Source organism: Janthinobacterium breve (assembly GCF_051380895.1).
Taxonomy (GTDB): Bacteria; Pseudomonadota; Gammaproteobacteria; order Burkholderiales; family Burkholderiaceae_D; genus Janthinobacterium.
In genome coordinates this window covers 1-26,249 of the sequence record NZ_JBNYXY010000006.1, presented here as the reverse complement: position 1 = coordinate 26,249, position 26,249 = coordinate 1, and the positions used below count along the sequence as shown (strand labels likewise).

Annotated in this window: 22 protein-coding genes and 1 pseudogene; 16 read left to right on the top strand and 7 right to left on the bottom strand. The window is 63.8% G+C overall.

Translation table 11 applies throughout. From position 1 onward, the window contains the following. The first annotated feature begins 86 nt into the window (after positions 1-86). The 4 genes from ACQ4W0_RS12585 to bla all read left to right on the top strand — a co-directional run bounded on the left by ACQ4W0_RS12585 (position 87) and on the right by bla (position 4,820). Positions 87-1,586 carry a hypothetical protein gene (locus tag ACQ4W0_RS12585; protein WP_436577019.1) on the top strand — a complete coding sequence of 500 codons (1,500 nt, stop codon included), beginning with the start codon at positions 87-89 and terminating at the stop codon, positions 1,584-1,586. 63 nt (positions 1,587-1,649) lie between these two features. After that, positions 1,650-2,042 carry a BlaI/MecI/CopY family transcriptional regulator gene (locus tag ACQ4W0_RS12580; RefSeq protein ID WP_436577018.1) on the top strand — a complete coding sequence of 131 codons (393 nt, stop codon included), beginning with the start codon at positions 1,650-1,652 and terminating at the stop codon, positions 2,040-2,042. Next, a complete protein-coding gene (locus ACQ4W0_RS12575) occupies positions 2,039-3,802 on the top strand; it encodes a M56 family metallopeptidase (RefSeq protein WP_436577017.1) in 1,764 nt (587 codons plus the stop codon). The genes ACQ4W0_RS12580 and ACQ4W0_RS12575 overlap by 4 nt, the downstream gene beginning before the upstream one ends. A gap of 55 nt (positions 3,803-3,857) precedes the next feature. Then, positions 3,858-4,820 (top strand): subclass B3 metallo-beta-lactamase, encoded by a 963-nt coding sequence (gene bla, locus ACQ4W0_RS12570; RefSeq protein WP_436577016.1) that lies wholly within the window; start codon positions 3,858-3,860, stop codon positions 4,818-4,820. A gap of 6 nt (positions 4,821-4,826) precedes the next feature. Here the strand turns inward: bla and ACQ4W0_RS12565 are convergent, their stop codons facing one another. Beyond that, the gene (locus ACQ4W0_RS12565; RefSeq protein WP_436577015.1) at positions 4,827-5,150 is read right to left on the bottom strand and encodes a tetratricopeptide repeat protein; all 324 of its coding nucleotides are present in this window, start codon (positions 5,148-5,150) and stop codon (positions 4,827-4,829) included. A gap of 73 nt (positions 5,151-5,223) precedes the next feature. After that, positions 5,224-6,210, bottom strand: a complete 987-nt coding sequence (locus ACQ4W0_RS12560) for a zinc-dependent alcohol dehydrogenase family protein (protein ID WP_436577014.1) — start codon at positions 6,208-6,210, stop codon at positions 5,224-5,226. A gap of 69 nt (positions 6,211-6,279) precedes the next feature. Between ACQ4W0_RS12560 and ACQ4W0_RS12555 the strand changes: the two are divergent. From ACQ4W0_RS12555 to ACQ4W0_RS12545, 3 genes and pseudogenes are all read left to right on the top strand, one after another. Beyond that, a pseudogene (locus tag ACQ4W0_RS12555) lies at positions 6,280-7,251 on the top strand (LysR family transcriptional regulator). Positions 7,252-7,306: 55 nt separating this feature from the next. After that, entirely contained in the window at positions 7,307-9,397 is a 2,091-nt protein-coding gene (locus ACQ4W0_RS12550) for a TonB-dependent siderophore receptor (protein WP_436577013.1), read from the top strand. 154 nt (positions 9,398-9,551) lie between these two features. Then, positions 9,552-10,721 (top strand): acetyltransferase domain-containing protein, encoded by a 1,170-nt coding sequence (locus tag ACQ4W0_RS12545; protein WP_436577012.1) that lies wholly within the window; start codon positions 9,552-9,554, stop codon positions 10,719-10,721. Positions 10,722-10,744: 23 nt separating this feature from the next. Here ACQ4W0_RS12545 and ACQ4W0_RS12540 read toward each other — a convergent pair whose 3' ends face one another. Together ACQ4W0_RS12540 and ACQ4W0_RS12535 are read right to left on the bottom strand one after the other, a co-directional pair. Further along, the gene (locus ACQ4W0_RS12540) at positions 10,745-11,275 is read right to left on the bottom strand and encodes an isochorismatase family protein (RefSeq protein ID WP_436577011.1); all 531 of its coding nucleotides are present in this window, start codon (positions 11,273-11,275) and stop codon (positions 10,745-10,747) included. 51 nt (positions 11,276-11,326) lie between these two features. Beyond that, entirely contained in the window at positions 11,327-12,244 is a 918-nt protein-coding gene (locus ACQ4W0_RS12535; protein WP_436577010.1) for a LysR family transcriptional regulator, read from the bottom strand. 121 nt (positions 12,245-12,365) lie between these two features. On the opposite strand from ACQ4W0_RS12535, the gene ACQ4W0_RS12530 reads away from it, so the two are divergent. The 3 genes from ACQ4W0_RS12530 (at position 12,366) to mmsB (ending at position 16,114) form a co-directional block, all read left to right on the top strand. Continuing rightward, positions 12,366-13,583: an ABC transporter substrate-binding protein gene (locus ACQ4W0_RS12530; RefSeq protein ID WP_436577009.1), complete on the top strand. Its 1,218-nt coding sequence runs from the start codon at positions 12,366-12,368 to the stop codon at positions 13,581-13,583. 107 nt (positions 13,584-13,690) lie between these two features. Further along, complete coding sequence (locus tag ACQ4W0_RS12525; RefSeq protein WP_436577008.1) at positions 13,691-15,205, top strand: CoA-acylating methylmalonate-semialdehyde dehydrogenase; 1,515 nt, start codon at positions 13,691-13,693, stop codon at positions 15,203-15,205. Positions 15,206-15,214: 9 nt separating this feature from the next. Continuing rightward, positions 15,215-16,114, top strand: coding sequence for a 3-hydroxyisobutyrate dehydrogenase (mmsB, locus tag ACQ4W0_RS12520; RefSeq protein WP_436577007.1), 900 nt, complete (start codon positions 15,215-15,217; stop codon positions 16,112-16,114). On the opposite strand, the gene ACQ4W0_RS12515 is transcribed toward mmsB, so the two are convergent. Then, positions 16,111-16,509, bottom strand: coding sequence for a DUF1090 family protein (locus tag ACQ4W0_RS12515; RefSeq protein ID WP_436577006.1), 399 nt, complete (start codon positions 16,507-16,509; stop codon positions 16,111-16,113). The genes mmsB and ACQ4W0_RS12515 overlap by 4 nt on opposite strands. Positions 16,510-16,663: 154 nt before the next feature. Between ACQ4W0_RS12515 and ACQ4W0_RS12510 the strand changes: the two genes are divergently transcribed. The 5 genes from ACQ4W0_RS12510 to ACQ4W0_RS12490 all read left to right on the top strand — a co-directional run bounded on the left by ACQ4W0_RS12510 (position 16,664) and on the right by ACQ4W0_RS12490 (position 22,560). Beyond that, positions 16,664-17,488 (top strand): tetratricopeptide repeat protein, encoded by an 825-nt coding sequence (locus ACQ4W0_RS12510; RefSeq protein ID WP_436577005.1) that lies wholly within the window; start codon positions 16,664-16,666, stop codon positions 17,486-17,488. Beyond that, positions 17,485-18,477, top strand: coding sequence for a tetratricopeptide repeat protein (locus ACQ4W0_RS12505; RefSeq protein ID WP_436577004.1), 993 nt, complete (start codon positions 17,485-17,487; stop codon positions 18,475-18,477). Before ACQ4W0_RS12510 ends, ACQ4W0_RS12505 begins: the two co-directional genes overlap by 4 nt. A 77-nt stretch (positions 18,478-18,554) precedes the next feature. Continuing rightward, positions 18,555-19,769: an AGE family epimerase/isomerase gene (locus tag ACQ4W0_RS12500; RefSeq protein WP_436577003.1), complete on the top strand. Its 1,215-nt coding sequence runs from the start codon at positions 18,555-18,557 to the stop codon at positions 19,767-19,769. Continuing rightward, a complete protein-coding gene (locus ACQ4W0_RS12495; protein WP_436577002.1) occupies positions 19,766-20,689 on the top strand; it encodes a carbohydrate kinase family protein in 924 nt (307 codons plus the stop codon). Before ACQ4W0_RS12500 ends, ACQ4W0_RS12495 begins: the two co-directional genes overlap by 4 nt. Before the next feature lie 230 nt (positions 20,690-20,919). Beyond that, entirely contained in the window at positions 20,920-22,560 is a 1,641-nt protein-coding gene (locus ACQ4W0_RS12490; protein WP_436577001.1) for a diguanylate cyclase domain-containing protein, read from the top strand. A gap of 51 nt (positions 22,561-22,611) precedes the next feature. On the opposite strand, the gene ACQ4W0_RS12485 is transcribed toward ACQ4W0_RS12490, so the two are convergent. Together ACQ4W0_RS12485 and ACQ4W0_RS12480 are read right to left on the bottom strand one after the other, a co-directional pair. Then, complete coding sequence (locus tag ACQ4W0_RS12485) at positions 22,612-23,700, bottom strand: LacI family DNA-binding transcriptional regulator (protein WP_436577000.1); 1,089 nt, start codon at positions 23,698-23,700, stop codon at positions 22,612-22,614. Then, on the bottom strand, positions 23,684-25,597 hold the full coding sequence (locus ACQ4W0_RS12480; protein WP_436576999.1) for a glucokinase: 1,914 nt from the start codon (positions 25,595-25,597) through the stop codon (positions 23,684-23,686). The genes ACQ4W0_RS12485 and ACQ4W0_RS12480 overlap by 17 nt, the downstream gene beginning before the upstream one ends. Positions 25,598-25,943: 346 nt before the next feature. On the opposite strand from ACQ4W0_RS12480, the gene ACQ4W0_RS12475 reads away from it, so the two are divergent. After that, positions 25,944-26,249: carbohydrate porin (locus ACQ4W0_RS12475; RefSeq protein WP_436576998.1), on the top strand; the 306-nt coding region annotated here is incomplete at its 3' end.

Here is a 26,249-nt window from a genome sequence, read left to right as displayed (position 1 = left end):
CATCATTTTTGCTATCTTTCAACATTCGACCGTCAGGTGTTTTGAGAGGAAGTTGCGTGCTAGCGAATGTTGGAGATGTTTACAGTGTGTTTTCGTCCGAGCTGCAGCAGTATGTGGCTTGCCAGGTCACCCGCATCAAGGATGCGTCCTCGTCCAGGCCGGTAGCTGCCGTGCTGGAGCTGGACTGGACCGGTGACGCCTTGCCCGATGCGGCGGCCGTGCAAGCCATGCGGCCGCTGCTGTGCGATTATTTCTTCTGGAACATGCGCCACGATCACTGCTATGCCACGGCGAATGTGCCACCTGGACATACTCTGGTTGGCAATATCGCGCCGCTGGTGGATGTGGAGGTCAACAGCTACCGCAGCGGCTGGAACGTGGGCGATAGCGTGCTGCGTCAGCGGAACTGGGAGCGCATCGATCCGGTGCGGCGCCAGCAGTTCAAGGCCGCGTCGGACGAGCGTGAAGTGACGCTCGGCGGCCAGGTCTTCCGGCAGGACGCGACGAAAATCAATGACAGCGTCTTGCAGGCGCTGGGTGACCTGTCCGAGCTGGAGCAACTGCCTTGTTTGATGTCCATCGAGACCAGCCACGGCACGCAGGCATTGATGGAGTTTATCCAGGGCAATCCCTTCATCAATGAGTTGCACTGGCAATCATCGACCGTCCATGCGCTCGATTTCAGCGGCAGCGGCTTGAGCCGCCTGATCCTGCAGCCCGATGGCGTCAGCAGCCTGGTCTTGAACGAAGGCTTGAGCCTTCTCGCGCTGCGTAGCGCGCCATCGCCGGCGCTGCGCATCAAGGATGGCGCGGACGGCCGCCATCTGACACTCCAGTGTACGCACACGCTGCCGCCGTTCCACGGTCTCGACCGGCTGGGCGGCTTGTCGCTGGTGAGCATGAAAGAAGTCGATCTGGCGCAAGTGGCGCGGCGCTTGCCCCAACTGACGGCCTTGCGCATCTGGGGCAAGCCGGGGCTGGCGTCGCATATGACCAGCCTTGCGCAGCTGACCCAGCTGCGGATGTTCACCGCCTATGATCTGTTCGGTTTCACGGCGGAGGAGTTTCCATCGGCCACGCAATTGCCGATGCTGTCGGCCCTGTGGCTGACCAGCTTGCCCGCCGATGCCGCCAAGGCCATCAAGGCCGGCTACAAGAAAGCGGCGGCGCTGGGACTGGACTTGTCGGTGACCAAGGCGCGCAAGCCGGAATGGCTGGCTGAAAACCTGCTCAACCCCTTCCGCGACTGGGACGGCCGCGAGCATATTTCCCCCGCGTATGCGAAAAAGGCGGCGCTGGCTTACAAGAAGATGCTGGCCGTGACGCGCAGCATCGATGCCGCCATGGAGGCGACGGCGGCCGCCACCGCGCTGGAGGCGATGGTCACCGCCTATGTGGACGAATTCAACAAGGTCGAGCGGCGTGCGAGCATCATCGAGACGGTCGAGCGCGAGGAAATCTACACGGTGCTGGCGGAACTGCTGGCACAGCTAAAGCAGCAACTGCAGCAACTGGGTGGGCAGGGGGCGGTACTCGTCGATGAGGCGGCCTTGCTGGAGCTGTTCGACCGCTTGCGCGAATTTTAGCCGCTTCCACACTCTAGAAAAAAAGTTCTAGACATGCGGTTCTAGAATGGGTATTCTAGCGGCATGTTAAAAAATACTTCCACTCCCCATCCCACGGCCGCCGAACTGGACTTGCTGCGCATCCTGTGGCAGCGCGGTCCGTCCGACGCCCGGGCCGTGTACGACGCCCTGGCCGAAGAGCGTGCCGACGCCAGTTACGCCACCGTGCTGCGCCAGTTGCAACTGATGCATGGCAAGGGCTTGCTGAGCCGCGATGAAAGCCAGCGGCCGCAGCTGTATGCGGCCGTTGACGCGCAGGAAAAGTTGCAGACGAGTTTGCTCAAGGATTTGATCGGCAAGGTGTTTTCCGGTTCCGGCAAGGCGCTGGTGCTGACGGCGCTGCGCGAGCACGTGAGCGACGCGGAACGCCTGGAAATTGAAAAAATCCTGCGCAGCAAGGATGGCGGCGCGCCATGAACCTGGACATGTGCCTGGGCATCGAGTTGGGCAACTTCGTCCCGGCGCTGGGCTGGGTCTTGCTGTATTTTGTCTGGCAAGGCGTGATCGTGGGCGCCGTCTCCGCAGTACTGCTCTGGCTGTTGCGCCACTCCAGCGCGCGCTGGCGCTATGCCGTTTGCGCGCTGGCACTGCTGCTGTGCCTGTGTATTCCCGCCGTCCATCTGCTGTCGCTGCTGTCGGATGCGGGCGCCTCGCCGGCCCGGCTGGCGATGGCCGCGCCGCCCGCCTGGCGCGCCGCGCTGCAAGCGTGGATGCCGGCCCTGGTGCTGGCCTGGAGCGCCGGCGTTGGCCTGATGAGCTTACGCCTGTGCCTGGGCCTGGCCTGGGTCGGCAAGCTGCGCCGCCAGGCAGTCAACGCGCCGGCCATCTGGCAGGCGCGTCTCGATGCGCTGGCGTTGCGCATGGGCTTGCACCGGCGGCCGCCGCTGAAGCTGCATGCGGGACTGGCCAGCCCCGTCACCGTGGGTTTCTGGCGTCCCGTCATCCTGCTGCCGGCCGCCTTGCTGAGTGGCATGCCCGTTGCCTTGCTGGAAGCGCTGCTGGCGCATGAACTGGCGCACGTGCGGCGCTGGGATTACCTGGTCAATCTCTTGCAAAGCGTGGTCGAGGCGCTGCTGTTCTTCCACCCCATCATCTGGTGGCTGTCGGCGCGCATGCGGGCCGAACGGGAACAGGTGGCCGACGCGCTGGCTGCGCAAGCGCTGCAGGACCCGCAGCAGCTGGCCACGGCGCTGCATGCGCTGTCCCTGCATGCGACCACGCCGTGCCAGTCCGGCTTGCTGATGTCGGCCCGGGGCGGGGCATTGCTGACGCGCATAGAACGCCTGATGGCGCCGGGCCACGACACGCCCGGCTGGAAACTGGCCGTGCCCGCCTTGCTGCTGGCCTGCACCACCCTGTTGCTGCAGATGCAGGGCAAGCCTGTGGTCAACGGAGCAACCTTGGCCGAAGCCGCCGCCGGCATGCTGGCATTGCCCGTCAGCGCGAAACACATGCTGGTCTTTGACGACAGCACGGGCCAGGTGCTGATGGCGAAGGATGCCGACGCCGTGGTGCCGATTGCCTCGATTACCAAGCTGATGACGGCCATGGTAGTGCTAGACGCGGGCCTCGATCCCGATGAAAAGCTGCGCATCGTGCGCGCCGATGGCGACTCGTCGCGGCAACGCCACAGCCTGCTGGCCGACGGCGTGGCCGTGTCGCGCGGCGTGCTGTTGCAACTGGCGCTGCTGCCGTCCGAAAACCGCGCCGCCGCCGCGCTGGCGCGTACCTATCCGGGTGGCAACGCGGCCTTTGCGCAAGCGCTGCAAGCGAAGATCCGTCACCTTGGCCTGGTGCGCACCACCCTGACGGAGCCGGTCGGCAGTTCGCCGGCGAATACCTCCACGGCAAGCGAGGTGGCGAAGATCGTGGCGGCCGCCGCGCGTTATCCGGACATTGCCCGCATCACCAGCCACCCGCAGGCCAGCGTGGCCGTGAATGGCAAGGTCCGTACCCTGCACAACACCAACCCGCTGGTAGGCGGCAAGGGTTGGGACATTTTGCTGTCGAAGACGGGCAGCAGCCACGAGGCGGGCAGCTGCCTGACCATGCGCATGCGCAGCGGCGGCAAGCACGTCACCGTGGTGCTGCTGGACGCCGATGGCGCGCAGCGGCGCTCGCTCGACGCCGGCCACATTCGCGACACACTGGCCGACAGGACTGGCCGCATGCATTGATACCCCCCCGGGCGCGCCGCTGAGGGCGCCCTTTTTTTACACTCTGGAGATGAAGATGACACTATTGGCGAAGTTGATGCTGGCTACGGTTGCGACCATGGCGGCAGGCACGGTGCAGGCAAAAACGCTGGCACCGATGCAAAATAATCCTGTGAATTGCGACAATTGCAAGGAATGGAATGCGCCCGTCAAGCCATTCAATATCCATGGCAATAGCTGGTATGTGGGCACGGCCGGCCTGTCCGCCGTGCTGGTGACGAGTCCGCAGGGCCATATCCTGCTCGACGGTGCGCTGCCGCAATCGGCGCCCCTGATCATCGCCAGCATCAAGGCGCTGGGCTTTCGCATCGAGGATGTGAAATATATTCTCAATTCGCACGCCCATTGGGACCATGCGGGCGGCATTGCCGCGCTGCAACGGGCCAGTGGCGCCACAGTGGTGGCCAGCGCCTCGGGCGCCCTGGGGCTGCAAAGTGGCACGAATGGCAAGGATGATCCGCAGTACCAGGCCGATCCTGTCGTGCATGTGGCGAAAGTCGCCAAGGTCAAGGTGGTGGGCGAGGGCGATACCGTCAAGGTGGGTCCTTTGGTGCTGACCGCCCACATGACGCCGGGCCACACGCCTGGCGGCACGACGTGGACCTGGACCTCATGCGAAGGCGAGCGCTGCCTGGACGTCGTGTATGCGGATAGCTTGAACCCGTATGCCAGCGGCGATTTCCGCTATACGGGCAAAGGCGCGGGCAAGGGTGGCTCGCCTGACGTTTCGGCCTCGTTCGAAGCGAGCATCGCCAAGGTGGCTGCCTTGCCATGCGACATCATCATCCCCGTGCATCCGGGCACGACTGACGTGCTGGGCAAGGCCGCCAAGCGCAGCGGCACGGACAATCCCCTGATCGACGCCAACGCCTGCCGCGCCTATGCGGCGGAAGCGGGCGGCTTGCTGGCCAAGCGCCTGGCGAAAGAACGGGGCGTTGCGTTACCAGCCGAAGCCAAAGACGCCGCGCACGCGCACTAAACGGTTTTACTCTGCCGCCTGCTGCTGTTTTTGCAGGCGTTTCAGGAACACCGTCATTTCCTTGACGGCTTGCAGGTCGCCTTGCTGCTGGGCCACGGTCATGCCGGTGGTCCAGGCAGCCTGCGCTTCGTCCAGCCGGCCCAGCTGGTGCAAGGCCTTGCCCAACAGTTTCCAGGCGGCGGAATAGCCTGGTTGCTGTTGCGTCGCCTGCGCCAGGTGCAGGGCGGCTTGTTCTGCGTCATTGTCTTTCAGGCAGGCGTCGCCCAATCCGAAGCGCAGCAGGGCGCTGTCGCGTCCCTGCGCCAGCAGTTTTTCCAGTCTTTCACGCATGCCCGGCCTCATCTCGATATGCAAGTTTATTCTTGCATATTAACGCTTGCGCCTGCAAGTAACAAGCCGGCGCTCAGTCGGCCACATCCACCACCAGCTTGCCACGCGCGCTGCCGTCCATTTGCGCCGCATGCGCGTCGTGTGCCGTGTGCAAGCTGAAGCGGCGCGCATCGAGCCGTACGTGCAGCTTGCCAGCCTCGATCAGCTTGTTGGCTTCGCGCAAGATCGCGCCATGGCGCGCATGGCCCTGGCCGCTCAACAGGGGCAATAAGGTAAACACGCCCGAATAGCTGGCCGCGCGCGCCGTCAGCGGGCTCAGGGCGAACGTGCCCCAGCCCAGGCAACTGACGACATGGCCGCCATAGATTTTTGCCGCCTGGAAACTGGCGTCCAGGGTGGCGCCGCCCACCGTATCGTAGACGATGTCGAAGCCGGCGCCGCCCGTATGCTCGGCTACATAGTCATTCACCGTGCTGGTGCGGTAATCGATGAAGCGTGCGCCCAGCGCCTCTATGGCATCGCGGCTGGCGGCGCTGCCCGTGGCATAGACGGTCGCGCCCAAGCTTGCTGCAAGCTGCACGGCCATGTGGCCTACGCCACCCGCGCCGCCATGCACCAGCACGGTGTCGCCCGCCTTCACGTGGGCGCGGTCGACCAGCCCTTCCCAGGCCGTGATGAAGACGAGGGGCAGGGCGGCCGCCTCGCGCAGGCTCAGTCCTGGCGGCACGGGCGCCAGCAGGGCCGCGTCGAAGACGCCGTACTCGGCCAGCGAGCCCTGGATGCCGGCTATGCCGCCCGCCATGCCGTAGACTGTTGCGCCGATGTGAAAAGTCGTCACGCCATCGCCCACGGCCGCCACCGTGCCGGCCAGGTCGATGCCGAGGATGGCAGGCAGGCGGGGCCGGGCGTGCGGGGCGGCGCCGGCGGCGACTTTCGTATCGAGCGGATTGACGCCGCTGGCAGCGATGCGCACGAGGACTTGCCCGGGGCCGGGCTGCGGCATGGGCAGGTTCGCTATGCTCATGGGGGCGGCAAAGCTGGTGAGGACGAGGGCTTGCATGGTGTTCTCCATTGGGTTGATGCGCCAGTCTAGGCGGGGGCGGCACAAAGAAAAACGGGGTGCGGCCCGATGCACTATTTCAGTATCATGGATAATTGCCGGCATCAAGGCGTTCACAGGGAGACAGGCATGGACAGGCTGGCAGCAATGCAGGTATTTTGCGCGGTGGTGGAAACGGGCGGTTTCAGCAAGGCGGCGCAGCGCCTGGGCATTTCCACGTCTTCCGTGACGAACCAGGTGGCGGCGCTGGAAAAACATTTCGGCGTACGGCTCTTGCAGCGCACCACGCGCAGCATGTCGCTCACGGCCGAAGGCATGCAGTGCCATGCGCAGGCGCGTCAGGTACTGGCCGACATGGCCGCGCTGGAGACGAGCTTGCTGCAAGCGGCCGAGCGGCCATCGGGCAGCCTGCGCGTGGATATGCCCAGCAGCATCAGCCGCAACCTGGTGGCGCCCGCTTTGCCCCGCTTTATCGCCGCCTATCCCGACATCGCCCTACGCCTGACGGTCAGCGACCGCCTGGTCGACATGGTGGAAGAGGGCATCGACGTCATGCTGCGCATCGGCGCGCCGCAGGATTCGTCGCTGGTGGCGCGCAGCCTGCTGGGCATGGATTAGCTGTGCTGCGCCTCGCCCGCCTTTGTCGCCCGTCATGGCATGCCGCAGTCGCCGCAGGAACTGGATCAATTTTCCTGCCTGCATTTCCTGTACCCGAAATCGCGTCAGGTGCGGCCCTGGCTGTTCCAGGACGGGGGCACCGGCGAGCCGTATGCGCACACGCCGCCAGCCGCGCTGGCTTTCGACCATATCGAATCGATGATCGCCGCCGCCCAGGCCGGCTGCGGCATCGTGCAGGCGCTGTCCGTCTCCGTGTTGCAGCCTTTGCGCGAGGGCAGCCTGGTGCCCGTGCTGCAGCCATTTCGCACGGCCGGCCCAGACGTGTGGGCGCTGTTCCATCCGCGCCACTTGCGCGCGGCCAAGGTACAGGTGTTCGTGGATTTTCTGACACAGATTTTCGGGCAAGGCTTTAATGAGAATTGATTATCAATTATAATGCAAGCCTATTGCATTGATTTGCGCCCTCGTCAGGAATTCCATGTCTGTGTTTTCACGCTGCCCCGCTGCGCTCCTGCTGGCTGCCGCCAGTCCCTGGTCATTGGCGTTTGAACCCGCGCAAGCCGATGATGTCGTCACCGTCAAGGCCGAGCGCCAGCATTACCGCAGCCTGTCGGCCACGGGTGCCACCAAGACGGACGCCTTGCTGATGGACTTGCCGCAAAGCGTGCGCGTGCTGACCGGCGACCTGCTGCGCGACGCTGGCGTGACGACCCTGGCCGGCGCGCTGGACCTGGCCAGCGGCATTGCCAGGCAAAGTCCGCTGGGCGGCCTGTGGGACAGCTACGCCATGCGCGGTTTTACGGGCGACCCGAATTTCGGTTCCGACTACCTGGTCAACGGTTTCAGTTCCAGCCGCGGCTACAACGGCATGCGCGATGGCGGCAATACGCAGGCGGTCGAAGTATTGAAAGGCCCCGCCTCGGCCCTGTACGGCCGGGGCGAGCCGGGCGGCACGGTCAACATCAGCACCAAGAAGCCGAAGTTCGCGCCGGAGTACGGCGCCGATGTTTCGCTGGGCAGCTTCCGCACGCGCCGCGCCGCCGTCGACCTGACGGGGCCACTGAGCGACACCGTCGCCTACCGGCTGAACGCCGCGCATGAAGAAGGGCACAGCTTCCGCGATACGCTGAAAGTCGAACGCAGCCTGTTTTCTCCCTCGTTCCTCTGGCTGGCGGGCGAGCACACGACCGTGTCCTATGAAATCGAAGCGGTGCGGCAGCGCGCGCCGTTCGACCGGGGCGTGGTCGCCGTGAACGGCAAGCTGGGGACTGTGCCTGTGTCGCGCTTCCTGGGTGAACCGGGCGACGGCCCCATGACGGTCAAGTCGGTGGGGCAGCAGCTGTTTATCCACCACGCGCTGTCGGACGACTGGACGCTGCAGGCGGGCGCTTCCTACCGCGACAGCGCATTGACAGGCTATTCGACCGAGGCGAACAAGCTGCTGGCCGATGGCCGCACCCTGAACCGCCAGCGCCGCCACCGCGATTTCTCGGCCACCGACGTGTCGGCACGGGTCGAACTGTTGGGCAAGTTAAAAACGGGCGCGCTGGCGCACGAAGTGCTGGCCGGTGTCGACGCCTATCACTTTGACGACCACCGGGTACAACTGCGCCGTAATCCCAGCGCCGCGAATGCGTATGCCATCGATATTTTTGCGCCCGTGTATGGCGGCAAGGCCGATCCCCTGGCCCTGTCCATCGACACGCAGGAAGGGCAACAGGCGCGGGGCCTGTATGTGCAAGATCAACTGGACCTGGGCGCGCAATGGAAGGCCCTGGTCGGCGTGCGCCACGATACGTACACGCAGGACGTAAGGAACAATCGCCTCAACACGAACAACCGCCAGTCGCTGTCGGCCACCAGCCCCCGCGCGGGCCTCGTCTACCAGCCGTCGAAAATGTGGTCGCTATATGCGAGCGCGGCCAAGGGTTTCCGGCCCAACAGCGGCATCAGCATCGCCAACCAGGCTTTCCCGGCCGAGCGCAGCCGCTCGTATGAGCTGGGCGCCAAGCTGGAAACGGGCAAGCTGACGGGCACTCTGGCCGCGTACGACATCCGCAAGAGCAATGTGCTGACGACCAATCCCGCCAACACGGACTTCGCCATCGCCGCAGGCGAGGTGGGCAGCCGGGGCCTGGAACTGGACGTGTCGGGCGAAGTGGCGCGCGGCTTGCGCGTCTTGGGCGCCTATGCGTACACCAACGCCACCGTCACGCGCGGCGACAATACGATAGTGACGGGCAGCCGCTTCGCCAACGTGCCGCGCCACAGCGCCAACCTGCTGGCGACGCAGCAATTTGCGCTGGCCTCGGGCACGGCCAGCGTGGGGGGCGGTGTGCAGTACGTGGGCGAGCGCCTTGGCGACGTGGCCGTCAGCAGCCAGTTTGCCTTGCCTGCCTACACGACGGCCAGATTGCTGGCGTCGTATTCGCCAAACGCCAAATTGCGCCTGGCTTTGAGCGTGGAAAACCTGTTCAACCGCAGCTACTATGCCAGTTCCTACAGCCAGTTGTGGGTGGCGCCGGGGGCCGAGCGCACGGTGACCTTGAATGCGCATTACAGGTTTTGATTTGCTAAATGCCGGGGCATTGTTTAGAACCAGAAGCATAAAGCTGGGGTCAGACCCGACGGGTCTGACCCCGGATTTTTGCCTGTGCGGCAAGTGACGCCTACGACACTCCAATCACCAACGCACCAACGCACCAATATATAGACATAAACTAATGACTGTTTCCACATCCCTAAATTCCCCCGCCACCCTGCGCACCCGCATCGCCGTTATCGACGTACTGCGCGGCCTCGTCATGCTGATCATGCTGTTCGATCATGTGCGTGAAACCGTCTTTTTACATCATCAGGTCAGCGACCCCATGGATGCGGCCGGCGTCGATCCGGCGCTGTTCTTCACGCGTCTGGCCGCCCACGTGTGCGCGCCCATGTTCGTTTTCCTGACGGGACTCTCGGCCTGGCTGTATGCGCATCCGGCCGCCGGTCCCCGCAGCGCTACCGGCTTTTTGTTCAAGCGTGGCTTGCTGCTGGTCGTGCTGGAACTGGTGTTCGTCAATTTCGCCTGGAGCGGGGCGTTTCCGCCGCCCGTGCTCTATCTGCAGGTGATCTGGGTCATCGGCCTGGCCATGATGGCGCTGGCCGTGCTGCACAAGCTGCCTTTGAAAGTGCTGGCGCTGCTGGGCGTGGCGATTATCGCGGGCCAGCATTTGTTCACAGGACTGCGCGCGGAAGAGGGGAGCCTTGGCTACTATCTGCTGACGGTGCTGCTGCAACGCGGTTACCTGGTGGCCGATGGCGCCATGAAAATCAAGGTCAGCTATCCGCTGCTGCCGTGGATAGGCGTGATCGTGCTTGGCTACGCGGCAGGTCCCCTGTATGCGCGCACCTTCAGCGCCGAGGCCAGGCGGCGCCGGCTGCTGGCGCTGGGCGGCGGCAGCTTGCTGCTGCTGGCCGTCTTGCGCGGCTTCAATATTTATGGTGAAACCCTGCCGTGGGTGGCGGGCGAGACCACCTTGCGCACGGCCATGAGCGTACTGAACTTCACCAAGTATCCGCCGTCGCTGGACTTTTTACTGTTCACCCTGGGCCTGGGCTTGCTGGGCCTGGCCTGGCTGGAAAGCATCGATAACTGGTTTACTCGGGCCTGCGCCACCTTTGGCGGCGCGCCCATGTTTTACTATCTGCTGCATTTAAATCTGCTGCTGGCCATCGGCCTCATCCTGACGGCCGTGTTGGGCGCCAACCACGGTACACGCCATGGCGTCGAGCACATCTGGCAAGTGTGGCTGATCGCGTTTGCCCTGATGCCCGTGCTGTACTTTCCTTGCCGTGCGTTTGCCCACTACAAGCGCACGTCGAAGCAGGCGTGGGTGCGCTATTTCTAGGCCAGTCTATTGCGCGAGAATGGCTATTTGATCAGCGTCAGTACGTCGCGGAAACGTGGATGCTTACAGTCGCGCAACCATTCAAACGCCAGCATTTCCACCGTCACCAGATGGGCGCCCAGCTTGCCCAGACGGGCCAGCGCGGCGTCGCGGCTGGCGGCCTGGCGCGAGCCGACGGCGTCGATGGCGATGATGACTTCATACCCCAGCTGCAGCAGGCCGATGGCTGTCTGCAACATGCACACATGGGCTTCGCAACCCGTGACGACGATCTGCCTGCGCCCCGCGGGCAGGATGGCCTGCAAGCCATCGGCACAGGCGCCGAAATGCGTCTTGTGCAAGGTCTGTTCGCACAGGACGGCGATTTCTTCCACGTTCGGCCCCAGTCCCTGGCGGTTCTGTTCCGTGCCTAGCACGGGCACGTCGAGCAGGCGGGCGATCTTGGCCAGGCGCAGGTTTTGCGCCAGCACCAGGCCGGCGTCGTGGATGGCCGGCATCAAACGGCCTTGCAGGTCGACAATGACCAGTACGGCCTGGCTTGCATCCATCAACATGGCATTCTCCCTTATTAATATGTGGCGACAGTGTAGCGCGCTGCGGCTTGCTTAAGCGGGCCAGCTGGGCGTGGCTGTTTCGCCCATCAGGTAGGCGTGATTCAGGTCGATGGCGGTGCGCAGGTAGTTCCACAGGGCGCTGACCCGCGCGATGTTGCGCCGCTCGCTCGGCGAAATCATCCAGAAGGCGCGCAGCAGGTCGATCTCGCCGTCGAGCACGGGTACCAGTTCGTTCGACTGCTGGGCCACGAAGCAGGGCAGAATCGCCAGCGCCTGGCCCGCGCGCGCCGCGTGGTACTGGGCGATCACGCTGGTGCTGCGAAACGCGCGCAGCGAATCGGGCGCCACATTGTCCATGTAGCGCAACTCGGCGCTGAAGACCAGGTCGTCCACATAGCCGATGATGGGATGCTGCGCCAGTTGCGCCACGCTGGTGATCGGGGCGTGGCGCGCCAGGTAGCTTGGTGTGGCGTACAGTTTCAACCGGTAGTCGGACAATTTCGTCACCACGTAGGGGCCGGACAGGGGGCGCTCGATGGAAATGGCCACGTCAGCCTCGCGCTTGGACAGGCTGACGAAACGGGGCACGGCGATCAGGTCCACGCTGATGTGCGGGTAACGCCCGCAAAACTGCGCCAGGTGGGGCGCCAGCACGATGGCGCCGAAGCCTTCGGTCGCGCCCAGGCGCACCTGCCCCGACAGCAATCGGTTGTGTTCGCCCAGTTCCTCGGTGGCGGCAAACACCGTGCTTTCCATGTTTTCCGCGTATTCCATCAGGCGGTGGCCCTCGGGCGTCAGCTGGTAGCCCACGTAATTGCGGTCGAACAGCTGCGTGCCCACCTGTTCCTCGAACTTGCGCATGCGGCGCGACACGGTGGAATGGTCGATGCCCAGCTTTTTCGCCGCATCGACGAGGCCGGCGCTACGCGTCAGTTCCAGGAAGACCCGTACATTGTCCCAATCGAGCATGGCAACCTCTCCTTGTGCATTTTTGCAAAGGAATTATGCATTAATTTCACTTGAGTGCATATTTTTACACATGCAGAATGCATCTAAACATATAAGAAAACCCATCCACCTGGAGACACGCATGAAAAAAACCCTTCTGGCCATGGGCGCGCTGGCGCTCACCCTTTCCTTTGGCGGCGCGCAGGCGCAGATTTCCGATGGCGTCGTCAAGGTCGGCATCTTGACCGACATGTCCGGCCCCTATTCGGCCATGGGCGGACGCGGTTCCGTCATCGCCAGCCAGATGGCCGTCGAGGATTGCCTGAAAGCCGAATGCAAGGGCATGAAGATCGAGATTCTCTCGGCCGACCACTTGAACAAGGCGGACATCGCCGCCTCCAAGGCGCGCGAATGGATAGACCGCGACAAGGTCGATGCCATCGCCGACCTGACCAACTCCTCGGTGGCCCTGTCCGTGCAAAAGCTGATGAAAGAGAAGGGCGGCATCGCCATGTTCAGCGGCCCCGCAACCGGGCGCCTGACGAACGAGGATTGCTCGCCGAACGGCTTCCACTGGATGTTCGACACCTATTCGCAGGCGGCCGGCACGGCGGCGGCATTGACCAAGCTGGGGCAGAAATCGTGGTACTTCGTCACCGTCGATTATGCGTTCGGCCATTCGCTGGAAAAGGATGCCAGCGAAGTCGTCAAGCGCAATGGCGGGACGGTGCTGGGCGCCGTGCGCCATCCGCTGAACGCCTCCGATTTCTCGTCCTTCCTGGTGCAGGCGCAAGGCTCGAAAGCGCAGGTAATCGGCCTGGCCAACGGCGGCGCCGACGTGGTCTCCGCCATCAAGCAGGCACGCGAATTTCGCATCGGCAGCGGCAAGGACCAGCGCCTGGCCGCCTTGCTGGTGTTCCTCTCCGACGTGCATGCGCTGGGACTGGAAACGGCCCAGGGCCTGGTCTACGCTGACGGGTTTTACTGGGATTTCGATGACCGCAGCCGCGCCTTCGCCAAGCGTTTCGAGGCGCTCAACAAAGGTGCCAAGCCAACCATGGTGCAGGCTGGCGTGTATTCCAGTGTTTACCACTACCTGAAATCGGTGGCGGCCGCGAAGAGCGACGACTCGAAAATCGTCGCCCAGAAAATGCGCGAGCTGCCCATCAAGGACGCCGTCATGAACAATGCCTCCATCCGCCCCGATGGCCGCGTGATTCACGACATGTACCTGGTGCAGGTGAAGACCCCGGCCGAATCGAAGGGACCGTGGGATTACCTGAAAGTGCTGTCCACCATCCCCGCCGACCAGGCCTTCAAGCCGATGGATGCGGCCGCGTGCAACCTGGTCAAAAAATAATTGTGGCGGAGCAGCAGAGTGCCGGGGTCAGACCCGTCGGGTCTGACCCCAGATTTCTGCTGCTGTGACGCGACTTTCGCATATCGAATTCACGGAGCATAAACAAAATGAACCAAGCCCTCACCCAAATTCCCGCCATCCCCCTGCACATCGGCGGCAAGCACCACGCTTCAATCAGCACCGAGTGGCGCGACGTCGTCAACCCGGCCACGCAGGAACTCGTCGCCAAGGTACCGTTTTCCACGCCGGACGAAGTCAAGCTCGCCGTCGCCACGGCCAAGGAAGCATTCAAGACGTGGCGGCATACCCCGCTGGCCGCGCGCATGCGCATCATGCTCAAGTACCAGCACCTGATCCGCGAAAATATCGCTACCCTGGCTGAGCTGATCACGCGCGAACATGGCAAGACACTGCCGGACGCGGAAGGAGAGGTGATGCGCGGCCTGGAAGTGGTGGAGCACGCGTGCTCGATCGCCACCCTGCAGCTGGGAGAAATTGCGGAAAACGCGGCCACGGGCGTCGATGTCTACAATATCTACCAGCCGCTGGGCGTGGGCGCCGGCATCACGGCCTTCAATTTTCCCGTCATGCTGCCGTGCTTCATGTTCCCCATCGCTATCGCCTGCGGCAATACCTTCGTGCTGAAGCCGTCGGAGCAGGACCCGTCGTCGACCATGTATCTGGTCGAACTGATGTACCAGGCGGGCTTGCCGGCCGGCGTATTGAACGTCGTGCATGGCGGCGCGGACGTCGTCAACATGCTGTGCGACCACCCCGACATCAAGGCCGTGTCCTTCATCGGCTCCACCCACGTGGGCACGCATGTGTACCGCCGTGCCAGCGAGTCTGGCAAGCGCGCGCAATCGATGATGGGCGCGAAAAACCATTGCGTGGTGCTGGCTGACGCCAACAAGGAGCAAGCGATCAATAACCTGATTGGCGCGGCCTTCGGCGCGGCCGGCCAGCGCTGCATGGCCAATTCCGTCGTGGTGCTGGTGGGCGAGGCGCGTTCCTGGCTGCCGGAAATTGTCGCCCGCTCGCAGGCGCTGAAAGTGGGGCCGGGCAGCGACCGCACGGCCGATCTGGGGCCGATGGTGTCCAGGGCCGCCATGCAGCGCGCGGAAAAGCTGATACAGGCGGGCGTGGACGAAGGCGCGCAGCTGCTGCTCGATGGCCGTGGCCACAAGGTGGCCGGCTACGAGGGCGGCAACTTCATGGGGCCGACGATTTTCTCGAAGGTGGCAGCGTCGAATTCCGTCTATACGCAAGAGATTTTCGGCCCCGCCATGTGCGTGGTCGAGACGGACACCCTGGACCAGGCCATCGCCTTCATCAACGCCAACCCGAACGGCAACGGCACCTCGATCTTCACCTCATCCGGCTGGGCGGGGCGCAAATTCCAGAACGAGATCGACGTGGGGCAGGTGGGCATCAACGTGGCCATACCCGTGCCCGTCGCCTATTTCAGTTTTACGGGATCGCGTGCGTCGAAACTGGGCGACCTGGGCCCGAACGGCAAGCAGGCCTTGTACTTCTGGACGCAGACCAAGACCGTCACGGCGCGCTGGTTCGCTCCGGACGATGGCGGCAGCGGCGTCAATACCACCATTTCGATGAAATAAGGGGCAGGGATGAGCGTGAGCACAAACATCGTTTTTATCGGCCTGGGGAACATGGGCTTGCCCATGGCGCAAAACCTGGTGCGCGCCGGCCATGCCGTGACGGGCTTTGATTTGCTGCCGGCCAGCGTGCGGCAGTTTGCCGATGGCGGCGGCCTGGTCTCCGATGACCAGGCGGCAGCGGTCCAGGCGGCCGACATCGTCATCACCATGCTGCCGGCCAGCCGCCACGTGCTGGGGGCCTACCTTGGCGAAGCGGGCATCCTGGCGCAGGCGCGGCCCGGTACCTTGCTGATCGACTGTTCGACGATTTCCACCGAGGCGGCGCGCCAGGTGGGCCGCGCGGCGCAGGAGAAGGGCTTGCCCATGCTGGATGCGCCCGTCTCGGGCGGCACGGCGGGCGCCACCAACGGCACCCTGACTTTCATGGTGGGCGGTGAAGAGGCGGCGCTGGCGGCGGCGCGGCCTTACCTGGAGATCATGGGCAAGGCGATTTTTCACGCGGGCGGCTCGGGTTGCGGCCAGACGGTCAAGATCTGCAACAACATGTTGCTGGGCATACTCATGATCGGCACCAGCGAAGCGATACGCCTGGGCGTGGCCAATGGCCTGGACCCGAAGGTGGTGTCGGACGTGATGGCGAAAAGTTCGGGCCGCAACTGGACCCTGGACGTGTACAACCCGTGCCCGGGCGTGGCCGAAAACGTGCCCGCGTCGCGCGGCTACGTGGGCGGCTTTGGCGTCGACCTGATGCTGAAAGACCTGGGGCTGGCCGTGGAAAGCGCGCTGGCCAGCGGCGCCTCGGTGCCGCTGGGCGCCCTGTCGCGCAATTTATATGGTTTGCACAGCAAGGCGGGAGCGGGCGCGCTGGATTTTTCCAGCATTTATCAACTGCTGGGGGAGAAAACTTAAGGCTGCTGCGCCTGCAGGGCGGCCAGTTCCGCCTTGGCCTTTTCCAGCTTGCCTTCCAGCTTGGCGATTTTCTTCGGCTCTTTATTCGCTTCCTGGGCCAGGCGCAGCGAACGCTCCGTCTGGTTTACCTTCGCCTGCGCCTTCAGCACCTTCTTGTTGTGACGCTCGACCAGCACGTTGTCGCGGCAGTGGGCGTTGACTTCGTCGAGTGCGCGCGTGAGGCCCGCGACCTTGTCGGACAGGCCCTGTTCCTGCGCCTGGCGCAATTCGCTGCGGATGCTTTCGCGCTTGGCGGCGCAGCCCGTCAGCTGGGTGTCGGCGGCGCTGGCAGTGGTGCTGGCGCTGGCGGCGAGGGCGACGAGCAAGGTCAAGGCGGTTTTCGATAAGCGATTCATGGCGTTCCTGGGCAGGTTGGTTTAGTTGATGCAATGTAAGCCCGCTGGCCTGCCCTGTCAAACTTCCCGTGCAGTGCGCGCCTCCCTTGTGGGGCATCGGCTACCATGCGTGTTTTCATCTTCCCGACACCGTCGCATGCCCAAGAAATTACTTTTGCTGATACCTTTCCTACTGCCGCCGTCCGTCCTGGCGCAAACCTCGCCTACCTTGCTCGATCTGCAGCTGATCGCCATCGAGGCCAGGGTGGATGCGCGGGCCAGCAGCCCGGAAAGTATCGCCGAGTTTGCCGAGGTGCAGCGTGCAGCGCAAGCGGGCGACGTGGAGGCGCAACTGGCGCTGGCCCGCATGCTGCAGCTGGGCGTCGGCGCGGCGCAAAGCACGGCGCAGTCGATGGCCTGGATACGCAAGTCGGCCGAAGGCGGCTATGCGCCGGCGCAATCGGCTTTGGGGCTGGCCTATACCGTGGGCGGCAAGGTGCCCATCGACCGCGTACAGGGCGAATACTGGCTGCGCAAGGGCGTGGCGCAAGGCGATGCACTGGCGCAAACCATTTTGGCGCTGGAATTCATCAACGGCGACAGCAGTGCCGAAGAACAGGCGCTGGCGTTGACATGGTTGAAGGTGGCGGCGCTCGAGCAGCACTTTGTCCCTGCCTATAACGCGCTGGGCGAGCACCTGATGCGGGTGGCCAAGGACGATGAACAGCGCAGCGAGGCCTACACCTGGTATCAAAGATCGGCGCGTGAAAAGGAGCCGGCCGGCATGCGCAACCTCGCCCATGCCTATGAGCTGGGCCTGGGCGTGAAACAGTCGGACAAGTGGGCCCTGATCTGGTACGAGCGGGCCGGATGGAGCGGCGACCTGCCCGCCATGCGGCGCATGCTTGACGTGTATGTCAAAGGAGAACTGGGACAAGGGGCGAATGCCGACAACGCGGCCGAATGGCGCGGCAAGCTGGCTGAAAAGGAAAAGAAATGAAGACCATCCTGCTCATCTTGAACCTGGCCTTGGCGCAGCCCGTGCTGGCGCAGCCAGCCGCCGCACCTGCGCCGCGCCAGCATCCGGCGCTGGTCGAATTCGATATGACAGCCCAGGGCGACATGCGCGCGCGCGTGCAAGCCGTGATCAACCGCCCGGCCGACCTGTCGCCGGACAAGGTCGCCGCCTTTGAGAAGGCGCGTAGCGCTGCCGAAGGGGGCGATACGGTCGCCCAGCTGGACCTGGCGCAGATGCTGCACGGTGGCGAGGGCACGCCGCGTGAGGTCGGCGCCGGCCTGGCGTGGATGCAGAAATCGGCCGAAGGCGGCTATGGTCCGGCGCAGGCTTTCCTGGGCGTGGCCTATACGCTGGGCCAGGGCATGGCAGTCGACCGCAAGCTTGGCGAATACTGGTCGCGCAAGGGTGCCGCGCAAGGCGTGGAACTGGCCAACTTCACGGTGGCCATGCACTTTGAGAATATCCACAGCAGCGCGGAAGAACAGGCGCACGCGCTGCACTGGCTGAAGTTTTATGCGGAAAACGGCTTTATTTACGCCTACAATGAAATCGGCTACCGGCTGATGATGACGGCGCACGCTGACGCGCAGCGCAAGGAAGCATTTGGCTGGTACATGAGGGCGGCCAAGGCGCTCGACCCGCCCGGCTTGAACAATGTGGCTTACTCGTACGAGGTGGGACAGGGCGTGCAGCAGAGCGACGAGGCGGCCCTGGGCTGGTATGAAATGGCGGCCATCGCGAAAAGCCCGCCGGGGCAGACGGGCTTCGCGCGCCTGCTGGAGCAGGGTCGTGGCGGGCCCACCCGGCAAGGGCCGGCGCCAGCGCCGTTTTCGCTCTACCTGCTGGCGGCGAAGCAGGGCGACGTGGAAGCCATCGAGCGGCTGGTCAAGGTGTACGATAATGGCGAACTGGGACAGGCGCCCAACCCCGCGCAAGCGGCACTGTGGCGTGAAAAGCTCAGGCTGGACTAGACTCCCTGACCGGGCATGACGGCGTGGAGACGACATGCTATCATCATTGTTATCGATAACAATATCATGAGAGACCCATGAATCCCGATTTCCGCTCCAGGGAAATGCTCGAAAAGCATATCCTGCACACGATGCACTTTTATCACCCGCGCGCCATCGATGCGAGCGGCGGCTTTTATCACTTCTTCCGCGATGACGGCAGCGTCTACGACGCCAGCACGCGCCATCTGGTCAGCAGCACGCGCTTCATCTTCAATTACGCCATGGCTTACCGCCACTTTGGCGACGACGATTACCAGGCGGCCCTGCGCCACGGCGTGGCCTTTTTGCGCGACGCGCATCGCGACCCGGCCACGGGCGGCTACGCCTGGCAATTGAAGTGGCAAGACGGCGTCAAGACGGTGGAAGACGGTGCCAACCACTGCTATGGCCTGGCCTTCGTGCTGCTCGCCTATGCGCATGCCTTGCAGGCCGGGATGGCGGAAGCGCGCGCGTATCTGGACGAGACCTTCGAATTGATGGAGCAGCGCTTCTGGCTGCCCGAACACGGCTTGTATGCGGACGTAGCCAGCGCCGACTGGGCGACGCTTGACGGCTACCGGGGCCAGAACGCCAACATGCACGCCTGCGAAGCCATGCTGGCGGCGTTCGAGGCGACCGGCGAGGCGCGCTATCTACACCGCGCCGAGACACTGGCGCACAACATCACCGTGCGCCAGGCGGGCCTGGCGAACGGCATGATCTGGGAACACTACAAACCCGACTGGTCGATCGACTGGGACTACAACCTGCACGACAAGAGCAATATTTTCCGCCCGTGGGGCTACCAGCCCGGCCACTTCACGGAATGGGCCAAGCTGCTGCTGATCATGGAGCGCCACGCCCGGTTCATGGCCGGCCCGTCCGACTGGCTGCTGCCCCGCGCGCGCGCACTGTATGACACGGCGCTGGCCAAGGCCTGGGATGGCGCGCATGGCGGCATCCATTACGGTTTCGGCCCGCAGGACGAGATTTGCGATGGCGACAAATACTTCTGGGTGCAGGCGGAAAGCTTTGCGGCGGCCGCAGTGCTGGCCGCGCGCACGGGCGACGACGCTTACTGGCGCAGCTACGACAAGATATGGGATTACAGCTGGCGGCATTTTGTCGACCACGAGCACGGCGCCTGGTACCGTATTTTGACGCCCGAGAACGGCAAGATCAGCGACGAGAAAAGCCCGGCCGGCAAGGTCGATTACCACACCATGGGCGCCTGCTATGAAGTGCTGAACGTGCTTGGCGGTGCCGCATGAACGCCGCCAATTTCCCCCGCTTTGTTTCGGCCGGCGAAGCGCTGACGGACATGTTGCGCACGGGCGCGGACTCCTGGAGCAGCCAGGTGGGCGGCTCGACCTGGAACGTGGCGCGCGTGATGGCGCGCCTGGGCGTGCCCAGCGCCTTTGCGGGAGCCGTCAGCCTCGACGTCTTCGGCGACGCGCTGGCAGCAGCCACCGAGGTAGCGGGCCTGGACATGCGTTTCTTGCAGCGCCGTGCGAAGTCGCCGTTGCTGGCCATCGTGCATGAACTGCATCCGCCCACCTATTACTTCATCGGCGACGACAGCGCCGACCTGCATTTTGACGCGGCGCAGCTGCCCGGCGGCTGGATGCACGGGGCGCAATGGGTGCATTTCGGCGGCATCAGCCTTGCGCGCGAACCGCTGGCGGGCAAGCTGGTGGCGCTGGCGCAGCAATTGAAAGCGGCCGGCGTGAAGATCAGCTACGATCCGAATTTCCGCATCATGATGGATGAGCGCTACGATGCCACCCTGCGCCGCATGACGGAACTGGCCGACGTGGTCAAAGTGTCGGACGAAGACCTGGCGGGCCTGTTCCGTCATGACGACATCGATGGCGCGTTTGCCATGCTGCGCGGCTGGAATCGGCACGCCACGTATTTGTATACGCGTGGGGCGCAGGGCGCGGCCCTGTACCAGGGCGAGCAAACATGGCAGGCGGCGCCGCCCGCCATCGAGGTGGTCGACTCGGTTGGGGCGGGCGACGCCAGCATCGGCGGCTTGCTGTACAGCCTGATGTACCAGCCCGATGCCGACGGCGGCCAGCACTTGCGCTTTGCCGTCGCGGCCGGCGCGGGCGCCTGCCTGGCGGCCGGTGGTTCGCCGCCCTCAGTGCAATTGGTGGAATCGTTGCTTGAGCGCACTATATTGGGATGATGTGGGTAAGGTATGTGTATTAAGGGGCGCCAGGGCGCCCTTTTTGCAATAATAGGCGTAAGATTTGCTCTCTCGCCATGTCAAGAGCCTATCCTGGGACTGTATCCATCTGCGGGGATCGGCTCCAAGTCATCCGCTGAAAAGATGCCGCTCCACCCAGTGCCATGCATGGCGCCACCTGGCCGGATCTGTGCGCATGACAGAGCATGGGCGCTGAGAAGGAAGTCCGCATGCATAAGATCTGGAAATTTTTCAATCCCAGGAGCTTCAAATTCAAGATGACTGTGCTCGTGGGCGTGTTGGTGCTGTGCGCGACCGGCTCTGTCGCGCTCGCATCGCTGTCTGTCGCGCAAGGACAGATGGTATCCGTCATCGGTAATCAGCAATATGCCTTGCTGACCAGTGCGGCGGCATATATCGACGACGACTTGAACGCGAAGAAAGCACTGCTCAGGGTGCTGGCGGAAGGGCTACCCGCGGACGTGTATGACCATCCGCAGCGGATGCAGGCATTTATTGAAAATCATCCCACCCTGCGCGAGGAATTTTTCAATCTCGTCGCCTTTGATGCTACGGGGAAATTAATTGCCAGCATGAATGACCGACGCGTGGTCGGCAAGCTCAATGTCGCCACGCGGGAATACTTTATCGATACCGTGAAATTCAGGGAAGGCGTGATATCGCGTCCATTCAAGAGCCAGCTGTCGGGCAAGCCCATTGTGCTGGTAACCGAACCGATCTATGACGAAGCCGGCAAATTGCTGTATGTGATCGCTGGCGGTATCGATTTGCAAAGCCCGACATTTTTCGGCCAGTGGGAGCAGCTCAAGCCGGGCAAGAGCGGTTATCTGTTCATGTTGACCGATGACGGCACGATACTCCACCATCAGGATGCGGCGCGCATCCTGACGCGCGAGACTGATGAAAAGGGCGGCGCGATGCCTTCCACACTGGCCGCATTGCGTGGATTCGACGGCTGGACGCAGGGTAAAAGCAAGCCGGGCGTGCAGGCGATTATCACGTACAAGCATTTGCATGCGGCCGATTGGATCATCGGCGCCGTTTACCCTGAAAGCGAGGCATTCACGCCGATCACCGATATTTATGCCAAAGTCATCATTGCTTCGTCAGGCGTCGCCTTCCTGGCTAGTGGTGCCGGCTGGCTCGCGGTGATGCTGCTCTTGCGTCCCTTGGGCGATTTGGGCCGGCATGTGGCGAGCATACGCTCTGGCAATGCCGATATTGAGGTGTTTGATATCGCCCGCAAAGACGAGTTCGGAAAACTGAGCCGCGCATTTTATGCGCTGTCGCTGCAGAGGGAAGCTGCGGAGAGCAACCTCGCTGCTCTGGCGCGCACTGACATGCTGACGGGCCTGCACAACAGGCGCATGTTTGACGAGGCGCTGGCCGCGGCATTGACGCGCGCCCGGCGCGCTGGCACGGGCCTGGCGCTGGCCTATCTGGATATCGATTATTTTAAAAAAATAAATGATACATACGGGCATGGCATCGGCGACTTGGTATTGATTGAATTTGCCAAACGGCTCAAAGCTTGCGTCCGGGCTTCGGATACGGTAGCGCGCCTTGCAGGCGACGAGTTTGTCATCATTTTTGAACAACTGACGGATCAGTCCGAGCTCGCGATACTGGGCAAGAAAATCGTGCAAGAGATGGTCGTGCACTTTGATTGCGGCGGCATCGGTCTGCATGTCGCCACCAGTGTCGGCTTGGCGTTCAGTGCCCAGGGCGATACGACGGCAGGGGCATTGTTGACGGCGGCCGATACGGCGCTCTACAAGGCAAAAAGCGCTGGCCGCAACGGTTATGTCATCACTTCCATCGGCAGCCCCGCCTTGACCGAGGCCGTATAAGGCCTGGCGCGCCGGCAAGGCGAGTGGCGGGCATCGCCTGTTCTGGCAGCGTCAAGGTTTGCGTTGGCCCTTTGCCGCCGGCGGCGCATACCTGCCCGACGATGCCCGCTCGACCAGGGTAAATTCCATCAGGCGATGCGTGGCTGGCGCGGGTTCTCCCGCGCGGCGCTGGCGTATCTCGTCGATGACGAGATTGACGGCGGCGCGCGCCATGTCGGCGATGGGCTGGTGGATGGTGGTCAGCTCCGGCCAGACGGTGGTGGCCACGGGCGTATCGTCGAAACCGCACACGCTCACGTCTTGCGGCACTTGCAAGCCCATGCCGTGCGCCACGGCCAGGGTGGCGGCAGCCATGTCGTCGTTGCTGGCGAAGATGGCGCTCGGCGGCGGTTGTTGCGCCAGCAGCTGGCGCGCCGCGTCCAGCCCCGAACGATACGTAAAGTAGCCTTGCGCCACCCTGTGCGGCGGTACCGGCAAGCCCGCGTCCCGCATGGCGTCCTCGAAGGCCTGGCGGCGCAGCAGGGCGGGCGTGTGCGCCGGATCGCCTTCGATGAAGCCGATGTCGCGGTGGCCCAGCGCGAGCAGGTGGCGCGTCATGGCCAGCGCGCCTTCGTAGTCGTCGATGCGCACGGCCGACACATCGGGCGAGGGGCGCGCCGTGGCCACGGCGATGGCGGGGATGCCCATCTGATTCAGCTGCGCCAGCACTTCGGGCGAATCGCACAGGGGCGGCGGTACCAGGATGCCGTCCACGCCGGCCGCCACCAGGCAGGCGATGCCGGCGCGCTGGCTATCGAGGTCTTCGCAGCGTTCGAGCAGCAGCTGGCCGCCGCCCTGGCGGCATTGATCCATGGCGCCGACCAGGAATTCGCTGAGAAAGGCCGCGCTGGGGTTGCTGTACAGTAAGCCGATGCGCAGGGTGCCCGTGCGGGCTGCGCGGGCCGCCAGGTTGGGCTGATAGTGCAGGCTGGCGATCGCCGCCTCGACCTTGTCGCGCGTGGCCGTGCTGACGCTGGCGCGCCCGTTGATCACGCGCGATACCGTCATGGCCGACACGCCTGCCACGCGCGCCACGTCATGCACGGTGGCGCCGTTGGTCGTATCGGGGGCGGCGTGCGCCGCCTTATTCGAGGTGGCCACCGAATTTCAGCTTGCCGCTGATGCGCATGCCGTGCAATTGACCCTCTTCCAGTTCGGCGGCGCTGGTGCGCTGCGCCGTGTCGCGCCGCGCCAGCCCCACGGACAGGATATCGAGCATCATCAGCTGCAGCAGTCGCACGATCATGGGCACGAAATTGAGATTGCCTTCCGGGTGGTTCAATGTCAGCAGCACGTCGGCCAGCTTGGCCAGTGGCGAACCGCTGGCCGTAATGGCCAGCACGCGCGCGCCGCAGCCCTGCGCCACCTTGACGGTGCGCAGCAGCTCGGGCAGGGCGCCGGAGCGGGAAATGACCAGCGCCACGTCGCCCGGTTTCAGCATGGCGGCGCTCATTTCCTGCGCCTGCGGATCGGCAAAGAAGCTGCTGACGATGCCCAGGTTGAGCAGCTTTTGCTGCATGTCGTCGGCCACCACGCGGGCGCTGCCCATGGCCAGCAATTCCACGCGCTGCGCGCCGCGCAGCAGTTCGATGGCCGCCGTCAGCGCCTTCACGTCGAGCATGTCGCGCAGTGCCAGCGCGGCCGAGGCGTTATTGCCCAGCACCTTGCGCGCCAGTTCGGCGTCGGAGTCCGAAATCTCCACGTGGCAGTGGGACACCGTGATGGCGCCGCCCGTCAGGCCGGAAGCGAGTTTCAGTTTGAAATCGGCCAGGCCCTGCACGCCGATCGAGCGGCAAAAGCGCATCACGGTCGGCTGGCTGACGCCGACCCTTTGGGCGATTTCGGCGATCGGCAGGGTCAGCATGGCGTTCGGCTCCTTCAGCACCCAGTCGGCCACCTTGCATTCCGAGGGGCTCATGCGCCCGCGCGCCTGGCGCACCGATTCGAGCACGGGTGCGCCGGAATGGGCGCGCTTGAGCTTTTGCGCCAGGATGGCGGCGATGCCCAGGAATGTGGGCAGTTCGGCCGTGATCAGGAAGGTGGGGATCTGCGCCAGGTAGTCGTTCAGGCGGCCCTTTTGCTCGAAGCGGGCGCGGAACTGCGACTGTTCGAACAGGGGACCCAGGCGGGGCACGATGCCGCCGCCTATATAGATGCCGCCCAGTGCACCGAGGGTCATGGCCACGTTGCCGGCGATGGAGCCGAGGATGGCGCAAAAGCAGTCCACCGCCTCCAGGCATACATCGCATTCATTGTTCAGGGCGCGGCTGGTGATGTCGGCCGCCAGCAGCGGCGGCACGTCATGCAGGCCAGCCCGGTCGGACAGGGCGCGGTAGATCAGTTCCAGCCCGCGCCCGGAAGCGAGGCGCTCGGCCGAGACGTGCGACAGTTCGCGCCAGGCGAAGGACAGCACGTCCATCTCGCGCTGGTCGCAGGGGGCGAAGCTGACGTGGCCGCCTTCGCTGCCCAGCGCGATCCAGCGGTCTTCGGCGGGGATCATGCCCGACACGCCCAGGCCCGTGCCCGAACCGAGCAGGCCGATGACGCTGTCGGCGCGCGCCATGCCGCCGCCGATCTGCAGGCGCTGGTCGGGCCGCAGATAGGGCAAGGCCATGGCCAGCGCCGTGAAGTCGTTCACCACCAGCAGCGTGTCGAGGCCCAGTGCGGCGCGCATCGCCTCGATCGAGAAGAACCAGTGATGGTTCATCATGCGGATATTGTCGTCGTCGATGGGATTGGCGATGGCGATGGCTGCATGGCGCACGCGCGCCGAACCGGCGGCGCGCGCCTCGCTGCTATCGATGTACGCGGTGATGGCGTCGAGCAGCGAAGCGTAGTCGTCGCAGGGCAGCACGGCCACCGCTTCCAGGTGACCCTGGCGCGTTTCCAGCACGAAGCGGGCATTGGTGCCGCCGATGTCTGCCAGCAAACGCGGCCCTTCACTGAAACGCTCCGCCGGATCGCTGCCTGCTACTTCCATTTTTTCATCAATTTTCATGGCGGTGCTTAGTCTCGTTTGCGTGCGCGGTCGTGGCGGCGCACTGTCGTTATGGGCAAAAACCAAGGATTTTAATTCGTATACGTGCCGCGTGCCGAAAAATGCAGGGTGCTTGCGCAAATGCTTGTCCACAGTGCCGGAAACGCTGGCGCCAGCGGAAAAAACAGGGCAGTCAACTCGCACATCAGTACGCAAATAAAGTGTCGCAGAGTAGTCGTAGGATTACAACATAATATGTTGATATTTGTTCGTAGTATAGTTACTATGTCTCTGCTGGAAAGAATTCTGGCCAGTACATTCGGCCACGAATGACTAGATAAAAAATAAATTACTGAGGAGACTTACCATGCTGCATCGCACCATGTTGACGGCCGTGTTGAAAACGCTGCCAGCTGCCATCGTCTTAGCCATCGCCAGCGCTTCCGCTGCCGCCGGCCCCATGTACCCAGGTGATGCCGAAGGCTTCCACGGCTACCTGCGCGCTGGCGCCGGCAGCACCACCGCCGACGGCGGCGGCCCGCAAAGCTGCTATGGCCTGGGCGGCAATACCATGAAATATCGTCTGGGCAATGAGTGCGACGCCTACACGGAATTCGGCTACACCAAGTCCGTCGCCAAGTCCGGCGACGTGAACTACCTGGCCACCATCTGG

What these genes read in the sequence shown, in the direction of transcription:
- bla (WP_436577016.1), top strand. Translation starts at nt 3,858, where the DNA reads ATGACACTATTGGCGAAGTTGATGCTGGCTACGGTTGCGACCATGGCG.
- ACQ4W0_RS12525 (WP_436577008.1), top strand. Translation starts at nt 13,691, where the DNA reads ATGAACCAAGCCCTCACCCAAATTCCCGCCATCCCCCTGCACATCGGC.
- ACQ4W0_RS12500 (WP_436577003.1), top strand. Translation starts at nt 18,555, where the DNA reads ATGAATCCCGATTTCCGCTCCAGGGAAATGCTCGAAAAGCATATCCTG.
- ACQ4W0_RS12515 (WP_436577006.1), bottom strand. Translation starts at nt 16,509, where the DNA reads ATGAATCGCTTATCGAAAACCGCCTTGACCTTGCTCGTCGCCCTCGCC.
- ACQ4W0_RS12545 (WP_436577012.1), top strand. Translation starts at nt 9,552, where the DNA reads ATGACTGTTTCCACATCCCTAAATTCCCCCGCCACCCTGCGCACCCGC.
- ACQ4W0_RS12480 (WP_436576999.1), bottom strand. Translation starts at nt 25,597, where the DNA reads ATGAAAATTGATGAAAAAATGGAAGTAGCAGGCAGCGATCCGGCGGAG.
- ACQ4W0_RS12550 (WP_436577013.1), top strand. Translation starts at nt 7,307, where the DNA reads ATGTCTGTGTTTTCACGCTGCCCCGCTGCGCTCCTGCTGGCTGCCGCC.
- ACQ4W0_RS12575 (WP_436577017.1), top strand. Translation starts at nt 2,039, where the DNA reads ATGAACCTGGACATGTGCCTGGGCATCGAGTTGGGCAACTTCGTCCCG.
- ACQ4W0_RS12565 (WP_436577015.1), bottom strand. Translation starts at nt 5,150, where the DNA reads ATGCGTGAAAGACTGGAAAAACTGCTGGCGCAGGGACGCGACAGCGCC.
- ACQ4W0_RS12490 (WP_436577001.1), top strand. Translation starts at nt 20,920, where the DNA reads ATGCATAAGATCTGGAAATTTTTCAATCCCAGGAGCTTCAAATTCAAG.
- mmsB (WP_436577007.1), top strand. Translation starts at nt 15,215, where the DNA reads ATGAGCGTGAGCACAAACATCGTTTTTATCGGCCTGGGGAACATGGGC.
- ACQ4W0_RS12540 (WP_436577011.1), bottom strand. Translation starts at nt 11,275, where the DNA reads ATGTTGATGGATGCAAGCCAGGCCGTACTGGTCATTGTCGACCTGCAA.
- ACQ4W0_RS12560 (WP_436577014.1), bottom strand. Translation starts at nt 6,210, where the DNA reads ATGCAAGCCCTCGTCCTCACCAGCTTTGCCGCCCCCATGAGCATAGCG.
- ACQ4W0_RS12535 (WP_436577010.1), bottom strand. Translation starts at nt 12,244, where the DNA reads ATGCTCGATTGGGACAATGTACGGGTCTTCCTGGAACTGACGCGTAGC.
- ACQ4W0_RS12580 (WP_436577018.1), top strand. Translation starts at nt 1,650, where the DNA reads ATGTTAAAAAATACTTCCACTCCCCATCCCACGGCCGCCGAACTGGAC.
- ACQ4W0_RS12495 (WP_436577002.1), top strand. Translation starts at nt 19,766, where the DNA reads ATGAACGCCGCCAATTTCCCCCGCTTTGTTTCGGCCGGCGAAGCGCTG.
- ACQ4W0_RS12505 (WP_436577004.1), top strand. Translation starts at nt 17,485, where the DNA reads ATGAAGACCATCCTGCTCATCTTGAACCTGGCCTTGGCGCAGCCCGTG.
- ACQ4W0_RS12530 (WP_436577009.1), top strand. Translation starts at nt 12,366, where the DNA reads ATGAAAAAAACCCTTCTGGCCATGGGCGCGCTGGCGCTCACCCTTTCC.